General features: G+C 74.2%; 25 protein-coding genes. 24 read left to right on the top strand and 1 reads right to left on the bottom strand.

The window, feature by feature from the left end; all coding sequences use genetic code 11:
* Positions 1-164 precede the first annotated feature (164 nt).
* From rsmH to ACQP26_RS21590, 24 genes are all read left to right on the top strand, one after another.
* Positions 165-1274: a 16S rRNA (cytosine(1402)-N(4))-methyltransferase RsmH gene (rsmH, locus tag ACQP26_RS21705; protein ID WP_269707050.1), complete on the top strand. Its 1110-nt coding sequence runs from the start codon at positions 165-167 to the stop codon at positions 1272-1274.
* Positions 1271-1852: a hypothetical protein gene (locus ACQP26_RS21700; RefSeq protein WP_433493854.1), complete on the top strand. Its 582-nt coding sequence runs from the start codon at positions 1271-1273 to the stop codon at positions 1850-1852. Before rsmH ends, ACQP26_RS21700 begins: the two co-directional genes overlap by 4 nt.
* A 218-nt stretch (positions 1853-2070) precedes the next feature.
* Entirely contained in the window at positions 2071-4068 is a 1998-nt protein-coding gene (locus ACQP26_RS21695; RefSeq protein ID WP_433496178.1) for a peptidoglycan D,D-transpeptidase FtsI family protein, read from the top strand.
* A 52-nt stretch (positions 4069-4120) separates the two neighbouring features.
* The gene (locus ACQP26_RS21690; protein ID WP_433493853.1) at positions 4121-5683 is read left to right on the top strand and encodes a UDP-N-acetylmuramoyl-L-alanyl-D-glutamate--2,6-diaminopimelate ligase; all 1563 of its coding nucleotides are present in this window, start codon (positions 4121-4123) and stop codon (positions 5681-5683) included.
* Positions 5680-7089: a UDP-N-acetylmuramoyl-tripeptide--D-alanyl-D-alanine ligase gene (locus tag ACQP26_RS21685; RefSeq protein WP_433493852.1), complete on the top strand. Its 1410-nt coding sequence runs from the start codon at positions 5680-5682 to the stop codon at positions 7087-7089. The genes ACQP26_RS21690 and ACQP26_RS21685 overlap by 4 nt, the downstream gene beginning before the upstream one ends.
* A complete protein-coding gene (gene mraY / locus ACQP26_RS21680; protein WP_047893347.1) occupies positions 7086-8213 on the top strand; it encodes a phospho-N-acetylmuramoyl-pentapeptide-transferase in 1128 nt (375 codons plus the stop codon). Before ACQP26_RS21685 ends, mraY begins: the two co-directional genes overlap by 4 nt.
* Positions 8214-8444: 231 nt before the next feature.
* Positions 8445-9860: an FtsW/RodA/SpoVE family cell cycle protein gene (locus ACQP26_RS21675; RefSeq protein ID WP_433496177.1), complete on the top strand. Its 1416-nt coding sequence runs from the start codon at positions 8445-8447 to the stop codon at positions 9858-9860.
* Positions 9860-10966: an undecaprenyldiphospho-muramoylpentapeptide beta-N-acetylglucosaminyltransferase gene (gene murG / locus ACQP26_RS21670; RefSeq protein WP_073831006.1), complete on the top strand. Its 1107-nt coding sequence runs from the start codon at positions 9860-9862 to the stop codon at positions 10964-10966. Before ACQP26_RS21675 ends, murG begins: the two co-directional genes overlap by 1 nt.
* A gap of 31 nt (positions 10967-10997) precedes the next feature.
* Positions 10998-12479 carry a UDP-N-acetylmuramate--L-alanine ligase gene (gene murC / locus ACQP26_RS21665; protein WP_433493851.1) on the top strand — a complete coding sequence of 494 codons (1482 nt, stop codon included), beginning with the start codon at positions 10998-11000 and terminating at the stop codon, positions 12477-12479.
* Positions 12476-13294 carry a cell division protein FtsQ/DivIB gene (locus ACQP26_RS21660; protein WP_269704897.1) on the top strand — a complete coding sequence of 273 codons (819 nt, stop codon included), beginning with the start codon at positions 12476-12478 and terminating at the stop codon, positions 13292-13294. The genes murC and ACQP26_RS21660 overlap by 4 nt, the downstream gene beginning before the upstream one ends.
* A gap of 246 nt (positions 13295-13540) precedes the next feature.
* Entirely contained in the window at positions 13541-14656 is a 1116-nt protein-coding gene (gene ftsZ, locus ACQP26_RS21655) for a cell division protein FtsZ (protein ID WP_135241281.1), read from the top strand.
* Between the two features lie 9 nt (positions 14657-14665).
* Positions 14666-15412: a YggS family pyridoxal phosphate-dependent enzyme gene (locus ACQP26_RS21650; RefSeq protein ID WP_269704898.1), complete on the top strand. Its 747-nt coding sequence runs from the start codon at positions 14666-14668 to the stop codon at positions 15410-15412.
* 193 nt (positions 15413-15605) lie between these two features.
* Entirely contained in the window at positions 15606-16307 is a 702-nt protein-coding gene (locus ACQP26_RS21645) for a cell division protein SepF (protein ID WP_269704899.1), read from the top strand.
* A 28-nt stretch (positions 16308-16335) separates the two neighbouring features.
* Complete coding sequence (locus ACQP26_RS21640) at positions 16336-16641, top strand: YggT family protein (protein ID WP_013287596.1); 306 nt, start codon at positions 16336-16338, stop codon at positions 16639-16641.
* A 41-nt stretch (positions 16642-16682) separates the two neighbouring features.
* Positions 16683-17486: a DivIVA domain-containing protein gene (locus tag ACQP26_RS21635; RefSeq protein ID WP_269704900.1), complete on the top strand. Its 804-nt coding sequence runs from the start codon at positions 16683-16685 to the stop codon at positions 17484-17486.
* A 72-nt stretch (positions 17487-17558) separates the two neighbouring features.
* On the top strand, positions 17559-18362 hold the full coding sequence (locus ACQP26_RS21630) for a hypothetical protein (protein ID WP_433493850.1): 804 nt from the start codon (positions 17559-17561) through the stop codon (positions 18360-18362).
* Between the two features lie 2 nt (positions 18363-18364).
* Positions 18365-18673, top strand: a complete 309-nt coding sequence (locus ACQP26_RS21625) for a DUF167 domain-containing protein (protein WP_433493849.1) — start codon at positions 18365-18367, stop codon at positions 18671-18673.
* Between the two features lie 22 nt (positions 18674-18695).
* Complete coding sequence (locus ACQP26_RS21620; RefSeq protein ID WP_433493848.1) at positions 18696-20201, top strand: potassium/proton antiporter; 1506 nt, start codon at positions 18696-18698, stop codon at positions 20199-20201.
* A gap of 224 nt (positions 20202-20425) precedes the next feature.
* Positions 20426-20845 (top strand): TraR/DksA family transcriptional regulator, encoded by a 420-nt coding sequence (locus tag ACQP26_RS21615; RefSeq protein WP_269704903.1) that lies wholly within the window; start codon positions 20426-20428, stop codon positions 20843-20845.
* A 66-nt stretch (positions 20846-20911) separates the two neighbouring features.
* Positions 20912-21514: a signal peptidase II gene (gene lspA, locus ACQP26_RS21610; RefSeq protein WP_269704904.1), complete on the top strand. Its 603-nt coding sequence runs from the start codon at positions 20912-20914 to the stop codon at positions 21512-21514.
* Positions 21511-22455, top strand: a complete 945-nt coding sequence (locus ACQP26_RS21605; RefSeq protein WP_433493847.1) for an RluA family pseudouridine synthase — start codon at positions 21511-21513, stop codon at positions 22453-22455. The genes lspA and ACQP26_RS21605 overlap by 4 nt, the downstream gene beginning before the upstream one ends.
* 1 nt (position 22456) lies before the next feature.
* The gene (locus ACQP26_RS21600) at positions 22457-23305 is read left to right on the top strand and encodes a hypothetical protein (protein WP_269704906.1); all 849 of its coding nucleotides are present in this window, start codon (positions 22457-22459) and stop codon (positions 23303-23305) included.
* Between the two features lie 140 nt (positions 23306-23445).
* The gene (locus tag ACQP26_RS21595) at positions 23446-24984 is read left to right on the top strand and encodes an ATPase (protein WP_433493846.1); all 1539 of its coding nucleotides are present in this window, start codon (positions 23446-23448) and stop codon (positions 24982-24984) included.
* Between the two features lie 48 nt (positions 24985-25032).
* On the top strand, positions 25033-25893 hold the full coding sequence (locus ACQP26_RS21590; protein WP_433493845.1) for a DUF2567 domain-containing protein: 861 nt from the start codon (positions 25033-25035) through the stop codon (positions 25891-25893).
* On the opposite strand, the gene ACQP26_RS21585 is transcribed toward ACQP26_RS21590, so the two are convergent.
* Positions 25859-26563 carry an LON peptidase substrate-binding domain-containing protein gene (locus tag ACQP26_RS21585; protein WP_433493844.1) on the bottom strand — a complete coding sequence of 235 codons (705 nt, stop codon included), beginning with the start codon at positions 26561-26563 and terminating at the stop codon, positions 25859-25861. The two genes, ACQP26_RS21590 and ACQP26_RS21585, sit on opposite strands and share 35 nt — an antisense overlap.
* Between the last annotated feature and the right edge of the window lie 11 nt (positions 26564-26574).

The following is a 26574-nucleotide window of genomic DNA, read 5'->3' as shown; positions in this document are numbered from 1 at the left end:
TTTCGAGTTCCTGGCACCCCTTCCCCGGTGCCAGGCGCACGATCCGACACGGAGGGCCGCGGCCTCCGGCGGGCGGGAGCGGATGGGGATCTGGCGGTATGGCGAGGCGTCGTGGCGACGACAGACACGTGACGGAACGGTTGGCGAACGGGGTGGGGGTCGAGATGGGGGAGCTACGCGGCACGCACGTGCCGGTGCTGCTCGAGCGGTGTCTCGAGCTGCTGGCCCCCGCACTGGGCCGGCCCGGTCGCACCGTCCACGTCGACGCCACGCTCGGCCTGGCCGGGCACGCCGAGGCGGTGCTCACGGCGCATCCGGACACGGTGCTGATCGGCCTGGACCGGGACACCGAGGCGCTCGCCCACGCGCGGGTCCGCCTGGCCCGGTTCGCCGACCGGATCCACCTGGAGCACGCCGTCTACGACGAGCTGCCCGAGGTGCTCGACCGGCTCGGTTACCCGGCGATCGACGGGGTGCTGTTCGACCTCGGCGTCTCGTCCCTGCAACTGGACGCGCCCGACCGCGGGTTCGCCTACGCGCAGGACGCGCCGCTGGACATGCGGATGGACCAGACCCGGGGGGTGACCGCCGAGGAGGTGGTCAACACCTACTCCCACCCGGACCTGGCCCGCCTGCTGCGGGTGTACGGCGAGGAGAAGTTCGCCGGGAAGATCGCCTCGGCGATCATCCGGGAACGGGAGCGCACCCGGATCACCTCCTCGGCCCGGCTGGCCGAGCTGGTGCGGGACGCCATTCCGGCACCCGCCCGACGAACCGGTGGACACCCGGCAAAGAGAACGTTTCAGGCTTTACGGATCGAGGTAAACAGAGAACTGGCAGCGCTGGAGACGGCGCTGCCGGCTGCTCTGGACAAGCTCACAGTGGGCGGCCGCATGGTGGTCCTGTCCTACCACTCGCTGGAGGACCGGCTCACCAAGCAGGCGCTCGCCGACCGGGTCCGCAGTAAGGGCCCGATCGACCTCCCGGTCGAACTGCCCGGGTCGGGCCCGACGTTCCGGCTGTTGAGCCGGGGCGCCGAGCTGCCCGGGGAGGCGGAGGTGGCCGCGAACCCGCGTGCCGCCTCGGTGCGGCTGCGTGCCGCCGAACGCCTCGACCCGGAGGCGACCCGGCAGGGGCGTACCGACCGCGAACGGTACCGCCGCCGGGTGAAGGCGATGCACCAACCGGGGACGGGGTCACCGGGGTCCGGCGAGGACCCGCGGTCGGCCCCGGGGGACGCGAACGGGACGGACGAGGAGGGGGAGGGGACATGAACGTCGAGAAGCGCGACGGCCGGGGAGCCGTCGGGCAGCGCGCACCGCGGTCGGGGGGCCGGACCGCGGCGCAGCGCACCACGCGGGACACGACGGCGGCCGACCGCCGGGAGACCACTCGTGCCCGGGGGGCGCGCGAGTTCCCGACGCAGGGCAGCGCCGCCGTGCGGCCGGCCGAGCGCACCCGGGTCACCGGTGCGCCCACGCCGCGCCTGCGGGTCGCCCCGCCGGCGCCGATCCGAGTGCCCCGCGCCCCGTTCGTCGCGCTGATCCTGGTGCTGGTGGTCGGTGGGGTGCTGGGCATCCTGGCGGTCAACACGAAGATCAACGAGAACGCGTTCAAGCTGGAGAAGCTCCAGCAGCAGCAGGCCAAGCTGGACGTGGACGAGCAGGAGCTGAAGAAGGAGATCGCCAAGCAGGAGGCGCCCGGCAACCTGACCGCCAACGCCCGCCGGCTCGGCCTGGTCGAGTCCGAGGACCCGGCGTACATCCGGCTGCCGGACGGGCAGACCATCGGGGTGCCGCACCCCGCGCAGGGCGCCCCGTCGGTCACCAGCCAGCAGGGCAACGGAGGCTGAGTCGTGCCGCCGAGATCGGATGATCCGCGCCGGGACGCCACGGGCTCCCGGCGCGGCTCGTCGCGGGGGTCGGAGCCGCGCGAGCCGGGCCTCGGGGGGATCTCCGACGCCCGGGCGTACACGCCGCGCGGCCGGACCGTGCGCGAGGGCGGCGGCGCCGAGCAACGGCGTACCCCCGCAGCAACCGGTCCGGCGACCCGTTCCGGCCCGCGTTGCAGGTGCTCGACGGCGGCCGGGCCGGGCGTGCCGGCACGCGGGAGCCGGCGACCGACGGCGCCCGGGCCGGCCGCCGGTCCACCGCCGCGGGCGGCCGGGCCGGCGTGGTGCGGACCGTCTCGTCCCGGCCGGTGCGGGAGCCGTTCGACGACGAGGAGGACGCGCCGCCGCCACGCCGCCGGTCCCAGCCGCGCCGCCCGGATGCGCAGCCCCGCCGGCCGGTCCGCAAGCCGCGCCGGCCGCCGCGACTCGGCGACCCGCGCCGGCGCCTGCGGCTCGGCACGGTGCTGGCGCTGGCGTTGTTCGCCAGCATCGGCGTGCGGCTGGTCTACCTCCAGACCGTGGACACCCCGGCGTACGCCGACGGTGGCCTGCCCAACCGGCTCGCCGTGGTCGAGCTGCCGGCCCCGCGCGGGGCGATCCTCGACCGCGACGGCGAGCCGCTGGCGCACAGCGTCGAGGCCCGGTACGTGTTCGCCGACCCGACCCGGGTCAAGGACCGGTTCGCCACCGCGCGTCTGCTCTCCCCGCTGCTCGGCGTGCCCGTGTCCGACCTGGCCGAGAAGATGCGCAAGCGCACCCTGCCCGGCACCGACACCCCGTTGCAGTTCGTCTACCTGGCCCGCGGTGTGGAGATCGCCACCGCCAAGCGGATCATGGCGCTCGACCTGGCCGGCATCAACGTGCACCGCGACGAGCGGCGCGAGGTGCCCGGCGGTGACCTGGCCGCCAACCTGATCGGCTTCGTCAGCCAGGACATGAACGGCCTGGAGGGGCTGGAGGCCAAGTACGACGACGTGCTGCGCGGGCAGGCCGGCAAGCGGACCTACGAGGTGGGCCTCGGTGACCTGGCCGCGCCCATCCCGGGCGGCTACAGCCGCACCACCCAGCCGCAGCCGGGCAGCTCTCTGAAGCTCACCGTCGACCGGGACCTGCAGTTCATGACGCAGCGGATCCTGGCCAAGCAGACGGCCAAGGTGAAGGGCAGCGTCGGCGCCGCGGTGATCATCGAGGTGCCGAGCGGCGAGGTGCTGGCCCAGGCCAGCCAGCCGACGTACGACGCGGCCAACCCCACGAAGGTCGCCTCGCCGTCGGACCGGGACGACGCGGCCACCACGTTCGTCGTCGACCCGGGCTCGATCCACAAGGCGATCACCTTCGGCGCCGCGCTCCAGGAGGGCGTGATCACCCCGGACACCGCGTTCCCGGTCGCCAACACGATCGACAGGGGCGGGGTCACCTTCCGCGACACCCACCCGGTCGACGGCCGCACCATGAGCATCCCCGGCATGCTCGCCTTCTCCTCGAACGTCGGCACCATCGAGATCGGCGAGAAGCTCGGCAAGGAACGGCTCTTCGACTACCAGAAGCGGTTCGGGCTGGGCCAGGTGACGGGCGAGGGCATGCCGGGCGAGGCGGCCGGACGGCTGCTGCCGCCCGACCAGTGGAGCGGCTCGGCGTACGGGTCGGTGCCGATCGGGCACAGCGTGGACGCCACGCCGCTGCAGATGGCCGCCGCGTACGCCACCATCGCCAACAACGGCACGTACGTGCAGCCGCACCTGGTCAAGGAGACGATCGGCGCGGACGGCGAGCGCAGCCCCGCCGCCGCGCCCACCACGCGCTCGGTGCTCAGCCCGGCCAACGCGGCGGCGCTGCGCCGGATGATGGAGGCGGTCACCACCGTCGACGGCCCGGACGGTCAGGCGACCGGGCTGGCCGCGGCCGTGCCCGGCTACCGGGTGGCCGGCAAGACCGGCACCGGCCTGCGCTACGACGGCGGCAAGCAGCAGCCCGGCGAGGTCGGGTCGTTCATCGGCATGGCCCCGGCGGAGAACCCCCGGTACGTGGTCGCGGTGTTCGTGTGGAGCCCCGGCGGCGGGGGCGGCGCGGTCGCCGCGCCCGCGTTCCGGGAGATGATGGGCTTCACTCTCCGCCACTACCGGGTGCCGCCGTCGCTGACCAACAAGTCCCCGAAGTTCGAGGTCTTTCCGCGCTGAGCGGGGGTGGCGGGACATCATCGGTGAGTGGCGACGAACCACCGGGGCGGCTGTGCGGTCGGAACCGGACGACCGGGTAGGGTCTGACGCCGTGCCCGGCAATCCACGTCCCACAACCGTGCGTCCCGTACGGCTCGGCGACCTCGCCGCCTGCGTCGCGGCGACCCCGCCGGAGGAGGCCGCCGAACTGGCCGTCACCGGCGTGACCCACGCCAGCCAGGAGGTACGCCCCGGCGACCTGTACGCCGCCCTGCCCGGTGCCCGGCGCCACGGCGCGGAGTTCGCCGCCGCCGCGGCGGCGGCGGGCGCGGTGGCCCTGCTGACCGACCCGGCCGGCGTGGCGCTGGCCGCCGGGACCGGCCTTCCCGTGCTCGTCGTCGACGACCCGCGCGACGCGCTCGGCGAGGTGGCCGCGACCGTCTACGGCGACCCGACCGCCGGACTGACGGTGATCGGGGTGACCGGCACCGCCGGCAAGACCTCCACCAGCTACCTGGTCGAGTCGGGACTGCGCGCCGCCGGGCACGTCACCGGGCTGATCGGCACCGTGGAGACCCGCCTCGGCGACCTGGTGATCGACAGTGTCCGGACCACCCCGGAGGCCACCGACCTGCACGCCATGCTCGCGGTGGCCCGTGAACACGGGGTGGACACCGTGGTGATGGAGGTGTCCAGCCACGCCCTCGCCATGGGCCGGGTCGGCGGCGTCCGGTTCGACGTCGGCGGCTACACCAACTTCGGCTCCGACCACCTGGACTTCCACGCCGACGAGGCGGACTACTTCGCGGCCAAGGCCAAGCTGTTCGACGGCCGCTGCCGGGTCGAGGTGCTCAACCACGACGACCCCGCGTTGCGTCCGCTGCACAAGCCGGGCACCGTCACGTACTCGGCGGCCGGCGACGCCGGTGCGACCTGGTGGGCCGACGGGATCGACGGCGAGGGCTACGCGCAGCGGTTCACGCTGCACGGGCCGGACGGGCTGACGCTCCCGACCGGCGTGGCGCTGCCCGGCCGGCACAACGTGGCGAACGCGCTTTTGGCGGTCGCCCTGCTGGTCGCCGTCGGAGTGGACCCGGAGACCGCGGCGCGCGGCGTGGCCGCCTGCGGCGGTGTGCCCGGCCGGCTGGAACTGGTCAGCGGCGACGCCCCGGTACGCGGGGTGGTCGACTACGCGCACAAGGCCAACGCGATCGAGGCGGTCCTGACCGCGCTGCGCGGCCTGACCGAGGGCCGGTTGATCTGCGTGCTGGGCGCCGGCGGCGACCGGGACCGGGGCAAGCGGCCGGTGATGGGCGGCGTGGCCACGCGCGGCGCCGACGTGGTGCTGGTGACCGACGACAACCCGCGGACCGAGGACCCGGCCGCGATCCGGGCCGAGGTGCTGGCCGGCGCGTACGCCGCCGCGACCCCGGCCCGCGTCATCGAGGTGCCCGGGCGGCGGGCGGCGATCGAGGAGGCGGTCCGGGTGGCCGAACCGGGTGACGTGGTGGCGGTGCTGGGCAAGGGCCAGGAACGCGGCCAGGAGATCGGCGGCGAGGTGCTGCCGTTCGACGACCGGGTGGAGCTGGCGACGGCGCTGCGCGCCCGCTTCGGTGACCTGGTGGGTCAGCGGTGATCCCGCTGACGCTGGCCGAGGTGGCCGCGGCCGTCGACGGCCGGCTGGCCGGCGCCGACCCGGACGCCCGGGTCACCGGCACCGTCGAGTTCGACTCCCGCAAGGTGAACCAGGGCGGGCTGTTCGTCGCCTTCCCCGGCGAGCACGTCGACGGCCACGACTACGCGGCCGGCGCGGTCTCGGCCGGCGCGGTGGCGGTGCTCGGCACCCGGGAGCTGCCGGGCGTGCCGATGGTGCTCGTCGGCGACGCGCTCGACGCGATGGGCCGGCTGGCCCGCGCCGTCGTCGACCGGCTGCCCGGGCTGACCGTGATCGGGCTGACCGGCTCGTCCGGCAAGACCACCACCAAGGACCTGATCGCCCAGCTCGCGGTCCGGCTCGGCCCGACCGTGGCGCCGCCCGGCTCGTTCAACAACGAGCTGGGGCACCCGTACACGGCGCTGCAGGCCACCCCGGAGACCCGCTACCTGGTGATGGAGAAGGGCGCCCGCGGGGTCGGGCACGTCCGCTACCTGTGCGACGTGGTGCCGCCGCGGATCTCCGTGGTGCTCAACGTCGGCGTGGCGCACCTGGGCGAGTTCGGCTCGGTGGAGACCATCGCGCTCGCCAAGGGGGAGCTGGTCGAGGCGCTGCCCGAAGACGGGCTGGCGGTGCTCAACGCCGACGACCCGCGGGTCGACGCGATGGCGTCGCGTACCCGGGCCCGGGTGGTGCGCTACGGCGAGTCGGAGCGGGCCGACGTGCGCGGCGTGGACGTGACGCTCGACGGCCGGGGACGGCCCTCGTACACCCTGGTCACCCCGGAGGGCAGCGCGCCGGTACGGCTCGGGCTGACCGGTCGGCACCAGGTCTCCAACTCGCTCGCCGCCGCGGCGGTCGGCCGGGAGCTGGGCCTGCCGCTGCCCGAGCTGGCGGCGGCGCTGAACGAGCTGGGCCTGGTCTCGACCCGGCGGATGGACGTCTTCGAACGCCCCGACGGGGTGACCGTGATCGACGACTCGTACAACGCCAACCCGGCCTCCACCGGCGTGGCGCTGCGGGCATTGGCGAGCATGCGCGGCGACGGGCGTACCGTCGCGGTGCTCGGCTTCATGGCCGAGCTGGGTGACTTCGAACGGGAGGGGCATCAGCAGGTCGGCCGGCTCGCGGCCGAACTGGGAGTGGACCGGCTGCTCGTGGTGGGTGAGCCGGCGGCGCCGATCCACGAGGGCGCGACAGCGGTAGGCAATTGGGGAGGAGAGTCGGTGCTGCTCACCGATCAGGCGGCGGCCGTCGAGGTGCTGCGGAGCGAGCTGCGTCCGGGAGACGTGGTGCTGGTGAAGGGCTCCCGGTACCGGACCTGGGAGGTGGCCGACGCGCTGCGCGCGGACACCCGGGAGGGTGCGACGGAGGGCGGCGCCGCATGAGGGCGGTCATCGTCGCCATCGGCGTCGCGTTCCTGATCTCGCTGTTCTGCACGCCGATCGCGATCAAGGTGTTCGCCCGGCTGAAGGCCGGCCAGCCGATCCGATCGAACCTCGGGCTCGCCAGCAACGAGGGCAAGAAGGGCACGCCGACGATGGGCGGCGTGGTCTTCATCCTGGCCACCGTCATCGCGTACGTCGCCGGGCACCTGGCCCTGACCACGCTGCCGGACGCGCAGATCGCCCAGGTCGAGCCGACGATCACGGCGCTGGTGCTGCTGGGGCTGATGGTGTTCTCCGGCGCGGTCGGCTTCATCGACGACTTCCTGAAGGTCCGCAAGCGGCACAGCGGCGGCCTCAACAAGCGGGGCAAGCTGGCCGGGCAGATCCTGGTCGGTGCCGTGTTCGGCGCGGTGGCCGTCTACTTCCCGTCGAGCATGACCGACGCCGGCGGCAACGCGACGAACACCGAGACGGTGGGCAGCACCACGCTGAGCTTCATCCGGGACATCCCGGCGCTGGAGATCGGCAAGGTCGGCGCGGTGATCGTCATCATCATGGTGGTCATGGCGGCCACCAACGGCGTCAACCTCACCGACGGTCTCGACGGCCTGGCCACCGGCGCCTCGGTGATGGTGCTGGCGGCGTACGCGCTGATCGCGTTCTGGCAGTACCGGCACTGGTGCGCCGACCCGAACTACACCGAGTCGTACTGCTACACGGTGCGCGACCCGCTGGAGATCGCGCTGATCGCGGGCGCGGCGGCCGGTGCCTGCGTGGGCTTCCTGTGGTGGAACACGTCCCCGGCGCGGATCTTCATGGGTGACACCGGCGCGCTCGGGCTGGGCGGCCTGATCGCCGGCATGGCGATGTCCACCCGCACCATCCTGCTGCTGCCGATCCTGGGCGGCCTGTTCGTGATCATCACGATGTCCGTGGTCATCCAGATCATCTCCTTCCGCACCACCGGCAAGCGGGTGTTCCGGATGTCGCCGCTGCAGCACCACTTCGAGCTTGCGGGCTGGAGCGAGGTCAACATCGTGGTCCGGTTCTGGATCATCGCCGGTATCGGCGTGGCCATCGCGCTGGGCCTGTTCTACAGCGAGTTCCTCGCCGCGGTGAGCTAGGTGTAAGGAAGGGCCCCTTATTAACAGACGTCTGTTAATAAGGGGCCCTTCCTTCAGATCCGACACGCCGACCGGGCGGTTGCGCCACGGGCGGGCGGGTCGAGCGGCCATGATGGGCCTGTGGGGGAGGGACGAGACATCCAGGTGACCAGCGACCCGCCGGCCCGTCGTGCGCCGGCGGCCACGCCACCGGCCGACCCGCCGGAGGCGCGCTGGGACCCGGCGGGTGGCCTGGCCGCGCTGCGTGGCCTGCTGGCCCGGCCGCTGGCCTCCTACTACCTGCTGCTGTCCAGCGCCGGCCTGCTGCTGCTGATCGGCCTCACCATGGTCTTCTCCGCGACCAGCGTGCGGGACTACGTCATGGACGGCGACGCGGCGGCGTCGCTCACCAAGCAGACCGTCTTCGCGGTGATCGGCATCGGTGCGTTCTGGGCCTGTCAGCGGCTGCCCGCACGTACGTTCCGGGCGGTCAGCCGTCTGGCGCTGGGTGTGGCGGTGGCGCTGCTGCTCCTGCTCAACCTGCTGGTGGCTCTGAACTCGCTGTTCGGGGTGACGTCGATCGGGCCGTTGAAGGCGCAGCTGCTCTGGCTCTACCTCGGCCCGATCTCCGTGCAGCCGGTCGAGGTGGCGAAGTTCGCGCTGGTGCTGTGGGGTGCGCACGTGCTGGCCCGCAAGGGCGCGGCACTCGGCTGGTGGAAGGAACTGGCCACGCCGCTGTTCCCGGTGGTCGCCCTGCTGTTCGTACTCGTCGGCTACAACGACCTGGGCAGCATGCTCTGCCTGCTCGCGCTGGTGGTCGGGATGCTCTGGGCGGCGGGCGTGCGGACCCGGGTCTTCGCCGCGCTCACCGCGATCGGCCTGGCCGGCGTCGGCCTCCTGGTGGCAGCGGCCTCGCTCGGCGCCGGCTCCGGCTCTCGGGGCGCCGACAACTACCGGCTCGGCCGCCTCACGATGTGGCTCGACCCGCCCTCCCCGCGGACCTGCTTCGAACAGGAGCTGGACTACTGCTACCAGCTCGTGCAGGCCCGCTACGCGATCGGCAACGGCGGCTGGTTCGGCGTCGGCCTGGGCCAGAGCAGCTTCAAGTACGGCTGGCTGCCCGAGGCGCACAACGACTTCATCTTCGCCATCCTCGCCGAGGAGCTGGGGGTGGTCGGCTGCACGGTGATCCTGGTGCTGTTCGCCGTGCTGGCGTACACCGGGATGCGGATCGCCCGCCGGGTCGAGGACCCGTTCCGCCGGCTCGCCGCCGCCGGCGTGACCGCCTGGCTGGTCGGCCAGGCCGTCATCAACATCGGCGGCGTGACCGGGCTGCTGCCGCTGACCGGCGTACCGCTGCCGTTCATCTCCGACGGCGGCAGCGCCCTGGTGGTGACGCTCGCCGCGATCGGCATGCTCGCCTCGTTCGCCCGCGCCGAGCCGGACGCGGCGCGCGCGCTGCATGCCCGTCCGCCCGCCCGATGGGTCCGACTAGTGTGGGCCCCGTTGCCGCCGCTTCCCGGCCGGCGCCGCACGGCGGCGCCGCCCCCGGCCGACCGAGGGTCCGTGCCCCGGTCCCGGCAGCGGCGGCAGGACGACCAGGCCGTGCCCCGCGGCGCCCGGTCCGACCGGGCGCGCTCCGGCGCGGCGAGCGAGAGGAGACGCTGATGGGTCCGCTGCGTTCGGTGGTGCTCTGCGGAGGGGGTACGGGCGGGCACATCTACCCGCTGCTCGCCTTCGCCGACTGCCTGCGCCGACACGACCCGAGCGTCCGGATCACCTGTCTGGGCACACCGAAGGGGCTGGAGAACGAGCTGATCCCGCCGGCCGGCTACGACCTGCGGCAGATCCCGGCGTACCAGCTGCCCCGGTCGGTGAACATGAGCCTGGTGCGCACCCCGGACCGGATGTGGAAGGCGGCGCGCGCGGCGGGCAAGGTGATCGACGAGGTCCAGGCCGACGCCGTGGTCGGCTTCGGGGGGTACGTCTCGGTGCCCGGTTACCTGGCCGCGTGGCGACGCGAGCTGCCCATCGTCATCCACGAGGTGAACGTGCCGCCGGGCGTGGCGAACCGGCTCGGGATGAAGTTCACCAAGAACGTCGCGGTGGGCTTCCCGCACCAGCCGGCCCAGGCCGAGGCGCTGCGCGACGCCCGGGTGGTCGGCGTGCCGCTGCGCCGGGGCATCGCCGGGCTGGACCGGGCCGCGCTGCGGGACGCCGCGCGCGCCCACTTCGGACTCCGCCCCGACCTGCCGGTGCTGTTCGTCGCCGGTGGCTCGCAGGGCGCCCGCTCGATCAACCTGGCCGTCTCCGGCGCCGCGAAGGAACTGGCCCGCAACGGCGTGCAGGTGCTGCACGTCATCGGCGCCCGCAACGAGCCGGTCTCCGTCCCCACCGACCTGCCGGTGCCGTACGTCACGCTGCCGTACCTGTCCGAGATGGAACTGGGCTACGCCGCGGCCGACCTGATGCTGGCCCGGGGCGGCGCGATGACCTGCGCCGAGGTGGCCGCGATCGGCCTGCCCACCGTCTACGTGCCCTACCCGCACAGCAACCAGGAGCAGAAGCGCAACGCGCTGCCCGTGGTGGAGGCCGGTGGCGGTCTGCTGGTCGACGACGCCGAGATGACCCCGGCCTGGGTGGAGCGGACGGTGATCCCGCTGATCCGGGACCCGCAGCGGCTCTGGGCGATGAGCCACGCCGCGGCCGGCTACGGCCGCCGCGACGGCGACGTGGCGTTGCTGAACTTCGTCTACGAGGCGGTGGCCCGCTGATGAGGGACACCGCGACGGGAAGGTACGTCTGATGAACACCGCGCAGTTCACCCCCGCCGGCACCATGACCGCGGAGGACCTGGGCCGGATCCACCTGATCGGGGTGGGCGGGGTCGGGATGGCCGGCCTGGCCCGGCTGTTCCTCACCCGGGGTCTGCCGGTCTCCGGTAGCGAGCTGCGGGAGTGGCCGTCGCTGGCCGGCCTGCGGGCGCTGGGCGGCACCATTCACTCCACCCACGAGGCGTCCAACCTCGACGGCGTGGACACCGTGGTCTACTCCTCGGCCATCCCGCAGGACCACCTGGAGATGGTCGAGGCGCGTCGGCGAGGGCTGCGGGTGCTGCACCGCTCCGAGGCGCTCGCCGCCGCGATGACCGGCCGCCGCACGGTGGCGGTGGCCGGCACCCACGGCAAGACGTCCACCACGTCGATGGTCACCATGGTGCTGCAGCAGGCCGGCACCGACCCGTCGTTCGTGATCGGCGGCGAGATCTCCGAGGTGGGTTCCGGCGCGCACCACGGCACCGGCGAGCACTTCGTGGTCGAGGCGGACGAGAGCGACCGCTCCTTCCTCATCTACCGTCCGTTCGTGTCGGTCGTCACGAACATCGAGGCGGACCACCTCAACACCTACGGCGACCTGGCCACGCTGGAGGCGGCGTTCGCCGAGTTCGCCCGGCTCACCGACCCGGCCGGTCACGTGATCACCTGCGCCGACGACGCGGGCGGGCGCCGGCTGGCCGAGACGCTGCGCGCCGAGGGGCGCCGGGTCTGGACGTACGGCGAGTCCGCCGACGCGGATCTGCGGATGAGCGAGGTCGTGTCGTCCGCGCACGGGGTGCGCTACCAGGCCGAGATCGAGGGCCGGCCGCTCGGCGAGATCCGGCTGCCCGTACCGGGCAAGCACATGGCCCTGAACAGCGCCGCCGCGGTGCTCACCGCGTACCTGCTGGAACTGCCGGTGGCCGCGGCGGAGGCCGCGCTCGGCGCGTTCCCGGGCGTGCGGCGGCGCTTCGAGCGCAAGGGCGTGGCCGACGGCGTGCTGGTCTACGACGAGTACGCCTACCACCCGACCTCGATGACGCTGGCGTTGCAGACGCTGCGGGAGGTCGCCGGCGACGGCCGGCTGATCGTGGTGTTCCAGCCGTACCGGCTCTACCGCACCCGCGACAACCAGGCGGAGATCGCCGCCGCGCTCGGCATCGCCGACGAGGTGGTGCTGCTGGAGGTCTTCGGCCCCGGTGAGACGCGCCGCCCGGGCGAGGGCTCGGCCGCGCTGATCCAGGAGGTGTCGCTGCCGGCCGAGCGGAAGGTGTTCGTCGAGTCGTGGGACGACGTGCCGGCCGAGGTGGCCCGGCGGGCGCGGACCGGCGACGTGGTGGTGACCATGGGCGCGCCGCCCATCTCGCTGATGGGTGACCAGCTGCTCGACGCCCTGCTCGCCCGCTCCGGCGGTGGCGCGGGGCTGGGCGCCGGCGTCGACCCGGACGGCGCGGCGACCCCGGCCGGATGAGTCCCGGCCCGGCCCGCGGCCGTACCCCCGGACCGGACGGCGGGGCGGGGCGGCGCAGCCCGGCCCGGCGCTGGCAGCTCGTGCGGGCGAACGCGGACGCCGTGCCGCCGTCGACCCGCCGGTTCATGGCCCGGGCCCGGCAGCGGCGGATGCGGGCCGCGCTGCCCTGGGCGGTCGCCGCCGCGGTGCTCGCCGTCGCGGGCCTGGTGGCGTGGACGGTGCTCGGCACCGGCCTGTTCGGCGTCCGCGAGGTACGGGTGGTCGGCGCGCGGCTGGTCACCCCGGTGCAGATCCGCGACGCGGCGGCGGTGCCGGACAACGCGCCGCTGGCCAGGGTGGACCTGGACGCGACGGCGCGCCGGGTCGGCACGCTGCCGCCGGTGGCGGACGCCACCGTGGAACGGGAGTGGCCGGGCACGCTCGTGATCCGGGTGCGGGAACGCACGCCGGTGGCGGTGGTGCCGCAGGGCGACGGCTTCGTGGTCGTCGACGGCTCGGGCGTGGTCTTCCAGCGGCTGGACCGGGCGCCGGACGGGTTGCCGCAGGTCCGGGTCGCCCGGCCCGGCCCCGACGACCCGGGTACGCGCGCCGGGCTGGCGGTGCTCGACGCGATGGGGGAGAAGCTGCGCGCGGAGCTGGTCGCGGTGGACGTGGCCGGCCTGGCCCGGATCACCCTGCTGCTGCGCGGCGAGCGTCAGGTCTTCTGGGGTGACGCCTCCCGGGGGGCGCAGAAGTCCACCGTGGCCACCGCGTTGCTGAGCCGCAAGGCGGACCGGATCGACGTCAGCGCGCCGGACGTGGTCACGTTCGAGTGACCCGCGGCTCAGCGAGCGGGCGTTGTGTCCCCTGTCGCTCGGTCGGCGACACGCCGGAACAGGTCCTTGGCTCCTGGCGCGGCGGCGCATACGTTGCCCCGAAGAGATCAGTGGTTGACATAACTCTAAGCCTCTAGTAGAGGGTGAGGGTTCAACCGTCGGAGGCCACCGGGGAGTGTCCGACCGCTGATCCGGCCAAGCCGTGTGGGGTCGGCCCATGCCAATCTCGAAGGGAAAGGACCGGAGATGACACCTCCGCACAACTACCTGGCGGTCATCAAGGTCGTCGGCATCGGGGGCGGCGGCGTCAACGCCGTCAACCGGATGATCGAGGTTGGGCTCAAGGGCGTCGAGTTCATCGCGATCAACACCGACGCGCAGGCGCTGCTGATGAGCGACGCCGACGTCAAGCTCGACGTGGGCCGGGAGCTGACCCGGGGACTAGGCGCGGGCGCCAACCCGGACGTCGGCAAGAACGCCGCCGAGGACCACCGCGACGAGATCGAGGAGGTCCTCAAGGGCGCCGACATGGTGTTCGTGACCTGCGGCGAGGGCGGCGGCACCGGCACCGGCGGCGCGCCGGTCGTGGCGAACATCGCCCGTAAGCTCGGCGCGCTCACCATCGGCGTGGTCACCCGGCCGTTCTCGTTCGAGGGCAAGCGCCGGCAGGTCCAGGCCGAGGCGGGCATCGAGGAGCTGCGCAACCAGTGCGACACGCTCATCGTGATCCCGAACGACCGGCTGCTCGCGCTCGGCGACCGCAACATCTCCATGATGGACGCGTTCCGCACCGCGGACCAGGTGCTCCTCTCCGGTGTCCAGGGCATCACCGACCTGATCACCACGCCGGGTCTGATCAACCTGGATTTCGCCGACGTCAAGAGCGTGATGAGCGGCGCCGGCAGCGCGCTCATGGGCATCGGCAGCGCCCGGGGCGAGAACCGCGCCGTCGAGGCGGCCGAGGCGGCCATCTCCAGCCCGCTGCTCGAGCAGAGCATGGACGGCGCGCGCGGCGTGCTGCTCTCCATCGCCGGCGGGTCGGACCTCGGCCTGTTCGAGATCAACGACGCGGCGCAGCTGGTCACCGACGCGGCCCACCCGGACGCGAACATCATCTTCGGCGCGGTCATCGACGACGCGCTCGGCGACGAGGTGCGGGTCACGGTGATCGCGGCGGGCTTCGACGGGGGTACGCCGGCGTACAAGGCGGTCGAGCCTCCGCGCAAGAGCAACCAGAACCCGCCGGCCCAGCCGAACGCGCCGGTGAGCCCGCCGGCCACCATGCCGGCGCCGCAGCAGCCGTCGCGCCGGGTGCTCTTCGACGACGTCGACGTGCCCGACTTCCTCAAGAACGGGTCCTGAGCCGCGCCGATGACGGAGTCACAGACGGCGGTGCGGCCCGAGCGGCGCGCCGAACTCGCGGCCGGACTGGCCCGGGTCCGGGCCCGCATCGCCGACGCCTGTGCGGCGGCCGGGCGGCAGCGCGACGAGGTCACACTGGTCGCGGTGACCAAGACGTACCCGGCGGCGGACGTGGTCGCGCTGGCCGGGCTCGGCGTGACCGACGTCGGGGAGAACCGCGACCAGGAGGCGGCGCCGAAGGCGGAGGCGGTGTCCGCCGCCGGGGCCGCGCCGCGCTGGCACTTCATCGGCCAGTTGCAGCGCAACAAGGCCCGCTCGGTGGTCCGGTACGCCGACGTGGTCCAGTCGGTGGACAGCGTCCGGCTGGCCGCCGCGCTGGACACCGCCGCCGGTGCGGTCCGGGACCGGCCGCTGGACGTGCTGGTGCAGGTGAGCATCGACGGCGACCCGGCCCGGGGCGGGGCGCTGCCGGGTGTGGCCGATCCGCAGCGCGGGCTCGACCCGGTGGCCGCCGCGGTGGCCGGCGCCGACGGCTTGCGCCTGGCGGGCCTGATGGCGGTGGCGCCGCTGGGCTGGGAGCCGGACCGGGCGTTCGCCCGGCTGGCCGAGGTGGCGGCGCGGCTCCGGGCCGACCATCCGGACGCGACGGTGCTGTCGGCAGGCATGAGCGGAGACCTGGAGAGCGCGATCGGGTACGGCGCGACACATGTCCGTGTCGGCAGCGCGTTGCTCGGAATGCGCCCTGCGCTGCGGTAGCCTCAGCAGGACGGAAGCAAATTACATCAGTGTTGTTCAGGACGGCGTTCCCGTAGCCGGGGGCCGTGACGGGCGGACCGCGAACCGCACGTCAGGGGATTGCCGATCCGGTCCGGTGGGCATGATCGTCCACTCGTGATCAAGCGACACGGCACGGGGGCGCGTGCCGCACGGCGGACGGAAGGGCGCGGGGATGGGTGCACTGCGCAAGGCGGGGGTCTGGCTCGGTCTCGTCGAGGAGGACGACGAGCGGGCGTACGAGGACGGTGGCTACGACAAGGGTGGCTACCGGGACTCGTCGCGCTACCGGTCGAGCCGGTACGCCGAGGAGTTCGCCGACGAGGACGACGACGAGGCCGAGGAGCCGCCGACGACGCGCGGCCGGCTCAGCGACCGTGGCCGGCTGTCCGAGCGCGCCTCCAGCCGCGCCGTCGACGCCGACCGGGCCGAGGGCGAGCGCCCGGAGCGGGCCGAGCGGTCCAGCGTGCGGTCGATCACCCGGTCCTCCGCCGGTGACACCTCGGGCGCCCTGAGCTACCACACCCGGGACAACCTCGCGCTCGCGCCGCAGGCCCAGCCGCGCGAGCGGGAGCGCGTGGCGCCGGAGGACGAGCAGCGCTACCAGATCACCACGCTGCACCCGACCACGTACCGCGAGGCGCGGACCATCGGCGAGCACTTCCGTGACGGCGTACCGGTGATCATCAACCTCACCGAGATGGACGAGGCGGACGCCCGCCGGCTCGTCGACTTCGCCGCCGGGCTCGCGTTCGGTCTGCGCGGTACGATCGAGCGCGTGACCAACCGGGTGTTCCTGCTCTCACCGGCCAACGTCCAGGTCACCGCGGAGGACAAGGCCAAGATCGCTGAGGGCGGCTTCTTCAGCCTGAGCTGAGCCGCACGACCGAGGGACGTCGCCTGCCGTGTTGTCGATCCTGTTCCAGGTGCTCTACCTGCTGCTGTACATCTTCCTAATTGTCCTTTTGGCGCGATTTGTTCTTGGCGCGGTGCTGGCCTATGGTCGCCGCTGGCAACCGGGGCGCGGAGCGTCGGCGGGACTGGAAGTCGTGTGGAGCGTCACTGATCCGCCCCTGCGAGCGTTGAGGCGTGTGATCCCACCACTGCGAATTGGTACCGTGAGCATCGACCTGGCCTCCCTTGTGCTCCTGGTTATCCTGTTCGTGCTGATGGAGTTCGTGTTTAGGCGCCTGATCTTCGCGTTTGCCTGACCAGAGCGCTTTCGCGGCCGCAACTGACCCGAGGAGTTTCGATGCCGCTGACCCCGGCCGACGTCCACAACGTCGCCTTCAAAAAGCCGCCGATCGGCAAGCGGGGGTATGACGAGGAGGAGGTTGACGCCTTCCTGGACGAGGTCGAGCGTGAGCTGGCCCGTCTGATCGAGGAGAACAACGAGCTGCGCGCCCAGGTGGAGCGCGGCGGTCGGGGTGGCGCTCCCGCCGGCCCCGGCGGCGACGCCCGCCTCGCGGCGGAGCTCAACGACGTCAAGGCCCAGCTCGACCGGGTGCAGCGCGACAAGGCGGCCGCCGAGCAGGCGGCCCGCGCGATGCAGGCCGAGCTGGAGCAGGTCCGCACGCAGGGCGGCCCGGCCGGCGTGACCGCTGACGGCGAGCAGCAGGCGCTGCGGGTGCTCATGATGGCCCAGCGCACCGCCGACGACCACGTCTCCGACGCCCGTCGCGAGGCCGACCAGCTGCTCTCCGAGGCCCGTTCGAAGGCCGAGGAGGTCACCCGGGAGGCGCGCGCCAAGGCCGACGCCCTGGAGCGGGACGCCCGCCAGCGGCACCAGGAGGCCATGGGCGGCCTGGACGCCAAGCGCACCGCGCTGCAGAAGCACATCGAGGAGCTCAAGCAGTTCGAGCGCGAGTACCGCACCCGCCTCAAGGCGTACCTGGAGAGCCAGCTGCGTGACCTCGACGGTCGCGGCCAGGGTCTCGAGGTGGAGATGAACCGCACCGAGGGCACCCGTGCCACCGGCAGCAACGGTCTCGCCGCGGCCGGCCTCGCCGGTTCCTACGGCGGTGGCCGCGCGGGCTCGCTCGAGTCCGGCCGCTGATCCCGCGTCGGTGGCCGTCCCCGTGACGGCCACCGACCGCCCAGACCGACACGACGCGGCCGGGGGTGAGCCGTGGTAGCCGCCAGCATCCTGCTCATCCTCGTCGCGGTCGTGCTGCTGATCGCCGGTCTCGCCGGCGGGTCCAGCCTCCTGCTCATCGTCTCGATCGCGGCCAGCCTGCTGTCCGCCGTCGCCTTCGTCGCGTTCGCCCGCCAGGCCGCCGCGACGCGGGCCACGGCCGGCCGGGAGACCGGTCCGCGCGTACGGACCGCGCACACCGTCCCGTCCCCGGACGAACCGGTGAGCCCGGTCCCGCACCACACGTCCACGGTCGGCGCCGGCGGATCCGGGTGGCGGCAACCGCCCGGGTCTCCGGTGACCGAACCGGACGACGTCCCGCCGCCGGCCGCGTACTCGCCGCCGGCCGAACCGGCCGCCGGGCCGTACGAGGCCGAACCGGCCGCGGGGCCGTACGAGGCCGGGCCGTACACGCCGGCGTTCGACGCCGAGCCCGCCGGGCCGTACGCGGCGCCGGTGGACGCGGACCCGGTCGTCGCGGACGCGGCGCCCTACTCGCCGCCCGGCCCGCGTGTGCCGGAGACCGCCCGGCCCACCTCGCCCGCACCGGGCGGGCCGTTCGACGGCGACCCGCCGGCCGAACTCCTCTCCGACGGCGAGGTCGCCCGGCTGGTCCGGCTGCCCGGCGAGGTCCTGGTGGTCGACGGCCACCCCCGCTTCCACATGCCCGACTGCCCGCACCTGGTGGGCCGGGACGACGAGCCACTGCCGGTCGCCGAGGCGGTCGCGCTGGGCTTCACCCCGTGTGCGCACTGCGCCGCCGCCACCACCCTGCTCGCCGAGGCCCGGCCGCGCTGACCATGGTGATCGCGGACGACACACTCACCGTCGCGGTGCGGGTGAAGCCCGGAGCGTCCCGTGCCCGGGTGGGCGGGCGGTTCGACGGGCCGTACGGTCCCGCTCTCGTCGTCGCGGTGCACGCGCCGGCGGTGGACGGCCGCGCTACCGAGGCGGCCCGGCGCGCGCTCGCCGACGCGCTCGGCGTCCGGCCGGCGACCGTGTCGCTGCGGTCCGGCGCCGCCAGCCGCGACAAGCTCTTCCTGGTCGAGCGCCCGCACGACGGGCTGCCCGAGGTGCTGCGCCGGCTGCGCGACGGCAGCACGGCGTGAGGTCCGGTCGGGCCGGCCGGCGATGACCCCGGGGCTCGACGTCGCGTTGCTCGTGGGCGCCGCCGTGCTGCTGGTCGCGGTAGGCGCGGTGCGGTTCTCCACCCGGCTCGGCGTGCCGAGCCTGCTGGTCTACCTGGCGCTGGGGGTGCTGCTCGGCGAGGCGGGGCTGGGCATCCGCTTCGACGACGTCGAGCTGACCCGGGTGCTCGGCTTCTGCGCGCTCATCGTGATCATCGCCGAGGGCGGCCTGACCGCGCGGTGGAGCACGTTGCGGCCGGTGCTGGGCCTGGCCGCGGCGCTGTCCACCGTCGGTGTGGTGGTCAGCATCGTGGTCGTCGGTGTGGTCGTGCACCTGCTGCTCGGCCTGGACTGGCGGCTGGCCCTGCTCTACGGCGCGGTGCTCTCCTCCACCGACGCGGCGGCGGTGTTCGCCACGCTGCGCCGGTTGCGCCTGCCGCCCCGGCTGGTCGCCGCGCTGGAGGCGGAGTCCGGCGTGAACGACGCCCCGGTCGTCCTGCTGGTGCTGGTGCTGTCCCGCGCCGGGGCCGGGGTCGCCCACCCCTGGTGGTACGAGGTGCTGCTGGTCGGCTACGAGCTGAGCGCGGGCGCGGCGGTCGGGGTCGGCGCCGGGCTGGCCGGCCGGTACGCGCTGCGCCGGGCCGCGCTGCCGTCGGCCGGCCTGTACCCGATCGCGGTGGTCGGCTTCACCGTGCTCGCGTACGCGGCCGGCTCGGTGCTGCACGCCTCGGGTTTCCTCGCCGTGTACGTCGCGGGCGTGCTGCTGGGCAACTCCCGGCTGCCGCACCGGCAGGCCATCCTCGGTTTCGCCGACGGGCTGGCCTGGCTGGCCCAGATCGGGTTGTTCGTGCTGCTGGGCCTGCTGGTCTCGCCGAGCCGGCTGGACTCGGCGGTGCTGCCGGCCGTGATCACCGGGCTGGCCCTGCTGCTGCTCGCCCGGCCGCTGTCGGTGGCGATCTCCGCGCTGCCGTTCCGGGTGAACCTGCGCGAGCAGTTGTTCCTGTCCTGGGCCGGGCTGCGCGGCGCGGTGCCGGTGGTGCTGGCGACCATCCCGCTGTCGCTGCACGTGCCGGGGGCGGACCGCCTGTTCGACGCGGTCTTCGTCCTGGTGGTGATCTTCACGTTGCTCCAGGCGGGCACGCTGGCACGGGCGGCCCGGCGGCTGGGCGTGACCGCACCGGCCGAGGCGAGCGAGATCCTGCTGGAGACGGCCCCGCTGGAGCGGATGCGCGCCGATCTGCTCCAGTTGGAGGTGCCGCCCGGGTCGCGGCTGGCCGGGGTGCACGTGGACGAGCTGCGGCTGCCTGTCGGTGCCGCGGTCACGCTGGTGCTGCGCGACGGCGTCGGTTTCGTGCCGGGCGCGGACACCCGGCTCAAGGTCGGGGACAGCCTGCTCATCGTGGCCACCGCCGGGGTGCGGGACGAGACCGAGCGGCGGCTGCGGGCGGTGAGCCGCCGGGGCCGGCTGGCGAGGTGGTTCGGGGAGTACGGCGAGGAGCCGGCCCGCTGATCTGCTACCGTTCCTTTTGCCCCGATTGATGGCAGTCCGGGGCGAATACGTGGGACTACGGTGCGGCACGTTGTCGGACGCCTGTACGTTCCGTATTCTTGCCAACCTCCGGAGTGCACGGCGGGCCGCTCGCCGTGCACCCTTCCGTACGCGGGGGACGCCGACGTGGGCGTCCCCGCCCACGCACCGCTGACCGCCGCTCCGCGCGGCTGAGGGAGCTGACGATGGCGAAGCCAGCCGACACCAGGACCGCCGGTCGCAAGCCGGTGGCGAAGGCCACCCGCAGCGCGGCGGAGACCGAGAAGATCCGGGCCGCCCTGGCGGCACGGCGGGACGAGCTCACGGCCGAGTACGATCAGACGCTGAGCGAGATCACCGAGCTGCAGCGCGAGCGGCTGACCGACTCGGCCGGGGACGACCAGGCCGACACCGGGACCAAGACGTTCGAGCGGGAGCAGGAGATCTCTCTCGCCAACAGCATCAAGGAACGAATCACGCAGGTCGAGCGCGCCCTGGAGCGCCTCGACGAGGGTGGCTACGGCTGGTGCGAGCGGTGCGGCAACCCGATCCCGGTGGAGCGGCTCGCCGCGTTCCCGTCGGCCACCCTCTGCGTGACGTGCAAGCAGCTGGAGGAGCGGCGCTGATCACCGCTCCCCGGCGGCCGTACGGCAGACGGTGACCACACCGTCGCGAACGTCGATGGGGAGCAGATGACCGCAGCACCGCCCGCCGGGGCCGGCACCACCGAGTCGGGCGCCGGCGCGCCTCGCCGTAAGGCCGTCGGCCTGCTGCTCGGCGTGTCCCTGTTCTCGCTGCTGGCGGATCTCGGCACGAAGCAGCTCGCGCTCGCCGAGCTGACCGGCCGGGAACCGGTGTCGCTGCTCGGTGGCGCGGTCTACCTCAGCCTCACCCGCAACAGCGGCGCGGCCTGGAGCATCGGCTCGGACCACACCTGGGTCTTCCCGATCATCACGTTCGTGGTGGTCGGGTGGATCGCCTGGATGGCGTTGCGGCTGCGCTCGCTGCCCTGGGCGGTGTCGCTGGGCCTGGTGCTGGGCGGTGCGCTGGGCAACCTGATCGACCGGATCTTCCGCGCGCCGGGGCACTTCGTCGGCCACGTGGTCGACATGATCAGCCTCTTCGACCCGTACGGCCAGGTCTGGCCGGTGTTCAACCTCGCCGACAGCTCGCTGGTGTGCGGCGTGGTGCTCGCGGTCTTCCTGGAGCTGACCGGCCGCCAGCGCGACGGCTCCCGGCTGCGCGACGAGAAGCGCGACGACGCCGCCCCGGCCGAGCAGCGGGAGAGCGCGTGACCTCCGCGTTCGCCGCCGCCGGCGACACCCGCTCCCTGCCCGTGCCGGACGGCCTCGACGGGATGCGCCTGGACCAGGCCGTGTCCCGGCTGTTCGGGCTCTCCCGCACCGCCGCCGCCGGCCTGATCGACGCCGGCGACGCGCTCGTCGACGGCGTGGTCCGGCCCAACTCGCACAAGGTCAACGCGGGCTCGTGGCTGGAGGTCACGCTGCCCGCGCCGCCGGCACCGCCGACTGTGGTGCCGCAGGCGGTGCCCGGCCTGACCGTGGTGTACGCCGACGACGACATCGTGGTGGTGGACAAGCCGGTCGGGGTGGCGGCCCACCCCAGCCCGGGCTGGACCGGCCCCACGGTGATCGGCGGGCTGGCCGGCATCGGCCACCGGATCTCCACGAGCGGCGCCGCCGAGCGGCAGGGCGTGGTGCACCGGCTCGACGTGGGCACCACCGGGATCATGGCGGTGGCCAAGAGCGAGCGCGCGTACACCGCGCTGAAGCGGGCGTTCAAGTACCGCGAGGTGGAGAAGCGCTACCACGCCGTGGTGCAGGGCCACCCGGACCCGCTGAGCGGCACCATCGACGCGCCGATCGACAGGCACCCGCACCACGACTACCGCTGGGCCGTGGTCTCCGGCGGCAAGCCGAGCATCACCCACTACGACACGATCGAGGCGTTCCCCGCCGCCAGCCTGCTCGACGTGCGGCTGGAGACCGGGCGTACGCACCAGATCCGGGTGCACTTCTCCAGCATGCGGCACCCCTGCGTGGGTGACCTGACCTACGGCGCGGACCCGACGCTGTCGGCCCGGCTGGGGCTGGCCCGGCAGTGGCTGCACGCCCGCTCGCTGAGCTTCGCGCACCCGGGCACGGGCGACGAGGTGACGTTCGTCAGCGAGTACCCGGACGACCTGGCCCGCGCGCTGGAGATCCTGCGCGACTGACGTGAGCGACGATCCCGCGCCACCGCGCCGGTCCCGGTCCGCCGCGCTGACCTGGATCGCGCTGGCCTGCGCGCTCGTGGTGCTGGTGGTCGCGGTGGCGCAGCGGCGGGACCGGCCGGTGAGCGACCGCACTGTGGGCGAGGTGACCCGGGTCGGCGTGAGCGACGGCGCGAGCATCCCGGCGTACCTGCGGGCCGCCGGGGACGAGCTGGCCCGCCTCGACGCCCCCGACGGCTACGCGCTCGTCTCGTTCGACGGCTACCTGACCCCGGCGCGGGCGGCCGCCGCGCTGGACGGCACGCGGGTCTCGGCGGTGGTGGCGCGGGTACCGCTGCCCGGCCGGCAGACCGAGATCGTCCGGATCGCGGCGCTGCGCCTGCCCCAGGACGTGGTGGCCGGCATGGCCGGCGTCGCGACGCGCAAGGACGCCGAGGCCGCGGACTACCGCTCCCGCGCCGCCGCGACCACCGCCGATCCGGAGCTGCGCCGGGTGTACGACAGTGGCGCGGAGGTCGCCGCGCGCGAGGCCGAGGCGTACCGGACGGGCTGCGCCTGCGTCTACGCCGCGGTGGTGAGTGCCGCACCGGAGGCCCTGCGCGCGCTCGCCGGGCGTCCGGGTGTGCGGGTGGTGGACCCGGCGCCGGAGGTCCGCCGCCTGGACCGGACCGTGTTCACCCCGCCGCTGCCCGAGCAGCGTGACGTGGTTCGCCCACCGGCCGACGGCGAACCCGCCGAGGCAGGCGGAATGGGCGATTCGTCGGAAGCTGCACGGACGGTGAGCGGACCTTCACCCACCGCCCCGGCGCCGGGCGGCGGCTCCGGGGCACCCAACCCCGCTCCCACCTCCTGAGACATCGGGGCCCGCGGTGACCGGGCCGATCCCATGGTGCGGCAGGCCGCCGGGCGATGTGCGGCGCGGGGAGTGGTCCGAATAGGGTTTCGTTCGTAGCCTGTCAGGCGGAGATCGATGGGCTGGGGGAGGGCGAATCCTTGGACGGCAGCGAGACCGGCTGGGGTCGGCAGGGCGAGCCGGCACCGCGGTGGCGGGCGCTGCTCGACCGGGCCCGGCTCGGCGGTCGCGGCGCGGAGCACGCCGACGCCGACCGGCACGTCGAGGAGCAACCGGCGCCGCCGCCCGACCCGCTGCCCCGTCGCGCCGCGGGCACCGGGTGGACCGGGCGCGCCACCGCCGTCGGCCGCGCCCCCGACGGGTCGTACGGCGCCGAGCCCGGTTACCGCGCCGAGGCCACGTTCCGGGTCGACCCGGCCTTCCGCGCCGATCCCCGGCACGACGGCGAGCCGGCCTACCGGGCCGAACCGGCGTACCGCAGCGACCCGGAGCCGTCCTGGCGCACCGGGCAGCCCTACCCGGCCGAGCCGTCCTGGCGCGCCGAGCCGTCGATCGCGCCGGACCCGCCCTTCGCCGCCGAGCCCCGGCCGGAGCCGTCCTGGCGCGCCGAACCGGCACGGCCGGAGCCGCACGGCCGGCCCGAGGCGCCGGCCGAGTCCCGGTACTCCCTTCTCGACGGCGGCTACCGGCCCGCGCCGCCGCCTGCCGAGTCCCGGTACGCCCTGCTCGACCGGGGCCGCTACCGGCCGGACGTCCCGCCCGCGCCGGAACCGGTGGTGCCCGCGCCGCGCAGCCCGCTGGAGGGCCGCTCCGGCCGGGCGGGCCGGGCCGCGCCGGCCCAGGCGAAGTGGCGTGCCCCCGAGCCGGACGCCGAGCTGGAACGCGCCACCAGCGTGCTGCGCCGCGAGCTGGGCACCCCCCGGGTGCTCGCCTTCGCCAACCCCAAGGGCGGCGTGCACAAGACCACCGCGACGGTGCTCGCCGCCGCCACCGTGGGCAGCGTCCGCGGGCGCGGCGTGCTCGCCTGGGACGACAACGAACTGCGCGGCACGCTCGGTCTGCGAGCCGGCAGCGCCCGGCACGCCCGTACCATCCGCCACCTGATCCACGACCTGGCGCAGATCGAGATCCTCGAGGGCAACACGCTGCTGTCGCACCTCGACGACTACCTGCGGCACGCCTCCGACGGCTCGTACGACGTGCTGGCCGGCGAGGAGAGCCCGCGCTTCGCCCAGCGGCTCGACCAGTTCACCGTCAAGCGGGTGCTGGAGCTGCTGCGCCGCACCCACGAGGTGGTCTGCGTGGACACCGGCAACAACGTGGAGAGCCCGAACTGGCGCACCGTCATGCAGGCCGCCGACCAGCTCGTGGTGACCACCGTGCCGCGCGAGGACGCGGCGTTCAGCGCGGACTGGATGCTCGACCTGCTGCACGAGGAGGGCATGGGGGAGCTGGCCGACAACGCGGTCACGTTGATCTCCTGCCCGACGCCGGGGCGTACCTCGTTGCAGGACGACCTGGAACGGCACTTCGCCACCCGTACCCGGGCGGTCGCCGTGGTGCCCTACGACCCGGCGCTGGAGACCGGCTCCTCGATCGAGTACCACCAGCTCCAGGCCGAGACCCGCAACGCCTGGCTCAAGGCGGCAGCGGTGATGGTGGAACCGTTCGCGCGCTGAGCGGTGACCACCGCCCCGCGCCGTGCCCGGGCCTGAGAGGATCAACGGGTGAGTCCGGACACCCCTGAGCCCGAGCGGGCGCGCGAGCGCATCGACGGCACCGACGCGCGTACCGGCGATGCCGTCCCGCGACCCGGCGAGGCCCCGTGGCCCGGCGACGGCGCGTGGCCCGCGCGCGAGCAGCCGCCCGGCTGGCCCGGCGGCCTGCCGGTACCGGCAGGCACGCCGGTCACCGCGCCCGGCGCCGACCCGCTCGCCGGGTACCCCGGCGTGGTGGCGCAGCTGCCCGGCGCCGACGCCGGCCGGTCCGGCCGCCCGCTGCTCACCGCGCTGGGCGTGGTCGCGGTGCTCACCGCGCTCGGCGTCCCGCTGGGCCTGCTGTGGGCGTGGGCGGCGCCCGCCACCCCGGTACGGCAGACCCCGGCGGGCGCGGTCTACGCGACCACCCAGCCGGAGCAGCCGATCGCCGCGGACGGCTGGTTCAGCCTCCTGACGCTCGGCTTCGGTGTGCTCGCCGCGATCGCCCTGTGGGTGGTGCTGCGCCGCCGGCGCGGCCCGGCCGGCCTGGTCGCGGTGACGCTCGGCGGTCTCGGCGCGGCAGTGGTGGCCTGGCAGGTCGGCCGCCGGATCGGGCTGTCGACGTTCCAGCGGCTGGTGGAGACCGCGCCGCCGGGCACCGCCTTCACCAAGCCCGTCGACCTGCGCGCCGGTGGCGTCGACTGGTACGGCCCGCTGCCGTTGCCGCACGGGAACCTGCTGCTCGCCGCGTTCGGCGCCGCCGTCACGTACACGCTGCTGGCGGGCTGGTCGCGGTGGCCGTCGCTGCGGCCGGAGCCGGAACTCGACGCGACCTGGCCGCCGCCCCCGCCCGGGTTCAGTTCGGCGCCGGGGGACCAGCCAGCTCGCTGAGCGGCACCGGCACCGCGCGCACCTGCCGCAGCAACGCCGTCTCCCGGTTGAGCAGGCGCAGCTCGGCGCGCAGCCGGCCGGCCGTGTCGTCGGCGGCGAGCAGCCGCTGCCGGTCGGCGACGGTCAGCGCGGCGGTCGCGGCGACCAGGTGCGACAGGACCGTCGGATCCTCCGGCAGCTGCTCGGTGATCTCCTGCTGGTCCGGCCGGATCAGGCCGAGATATTGCCGGAACACCGAGGTCACCCGGGCCGCCAGCAGGTCGGAGACCTCGTCCGGGCCGTCCGGCTCGGGCAACCACTCCACCTCGGCGGTCAGGTACGGCTCGGCGGAGTCGTCGACCTCGGCGACCCGGAACCGCCGCCGCCCCACCGTGACGATGTCGAAGCCGCCGTCGGCCAGCTCGGTGACCTGCCGCAGTTCGGCGGTGCAGCCGACCTCGTGCAGGGTGACCTCGCCGCCGGCCGGCCCGGCGCGACCCGGCGGCCCGGCCGGCGCGACCTCCCAGCCGGCCTGGATCGCCACCACACCGAACTCGCGCGGCGCGCCCTCGGGCAGCCCCACGAGGTGGCGCACCAGCGCCTTGTAGCGCTCCTCGAAGATGTGCAGCGGAAGGACCAGCCCGGGGAAGAGGACGGTCCCGAGCGGGAACACCGGCAGCCGTGCGCTCACGTGATCGAGCG

Source organism: Micromonospora sp. CA-248089 (assembly GCF_050948515.1).
Classification (GTDB): domain Bacteria; phylum Actinomycetota; class Actinomycetes; order Mycobacteriales; family Micromonosporaceae; genus Micromonospora.
This window is presented reverse-complemented; position numbering and strand designations above follow the sequence as displayed.

Coding starts and splice junctions, on each gene's coding strand:
- rsmH (WP_269707050.1), top strand. CDS start 165: ATGGGGGAGCTACGCGGCACGCACGTGCCGGTGCTGCTCGAGCGGTGT.
- ACQP26_RS21700 (WP_433493854.1), top strand. CDS start 1,271: ATGAACGTCGAGAAGCGCGACGGCCGGGGAGCCGTCGGGCAGCGCGCA.
- mraY (WP_047893347.1), top strand. CDS start 7,086: ATGAGGGCGGTCATCGTCGCCATCGGCGTCGCGTTCCTGATCTCGCTG.
- murG (WP_073831006.1), top strand. CDS start 9,860: ATGGGTCCGCTGCGTTCGGTGGTGCTCTGCGGAGGGGGTACGGGCGGG.
- murC (WP_433493851.1), top strand. CDS start 10,998: ATGAACACCGCGCAGTTCACCCCCGCCGGCACCATGACCGCGGAGGAC.
- ACQP26_RS21660 (WP_269704897.1), top strand. CDS start 12,476: ATGAGTCCCGGCCCGGCCCGCGGCCGTACCCCCGGACCGGACGGCGGG.
- ftsZ (WP_135241281.1), top strand. CDS start 13,541: ATGACACCTCCGCACAACTACCTGGCGGTCATCAAGGTCGTCGGCATC.
- ACQP26_RS21650 (WP_269704898.1), top strand. CDS start 14,666: ATGACGGAGTCACAGACGGCGGTGCGGCCCGAGCGGCGCGCCGAACTC.
- ACQP26_RS21645 (WP_269704899.1), top strand. CDS start 15,606: ATGGGTGCACTGCGCAAGGCGGGGGTCTGGCTCGGTCTCGTCGAGGAG.
- ACQP26_RS21635 (WP_269704900.1), top strand. CDS start 16,683: ATGCCGCTGACCCCGGCCGACGTCCACAACGTCGCCTTCAAAAAGCCG.
- ACQP26_RS21625 (WP_433493849.1), top strand. CDS start 18,365: ATGGTGATCGCGGACGACACACTCACCGTCGCGGTGCGGGTGAAGCCC.
- ACQP26_RS21620 (WP_433493848.1), top strand. CDS start 18,696: ATGACCCCGGGGCTCGACGTCGCGTTGCTCGTGGGCGCCGCCGTGCTG.
- ACQP26_RS21615 (WP_269704903.1), top strand. CDS start 20,426: ATGGCGAAGCCAGCCGACACCAGGACCGCCGGTCGCAAGCCGGTGGCG.
- lspA (WP_269704904.1), top strand. CDS start 20,912: ATGACCGCAGCACCGCCCGCCGGGGCCGGCACCACCGAGTCGGGCGCC.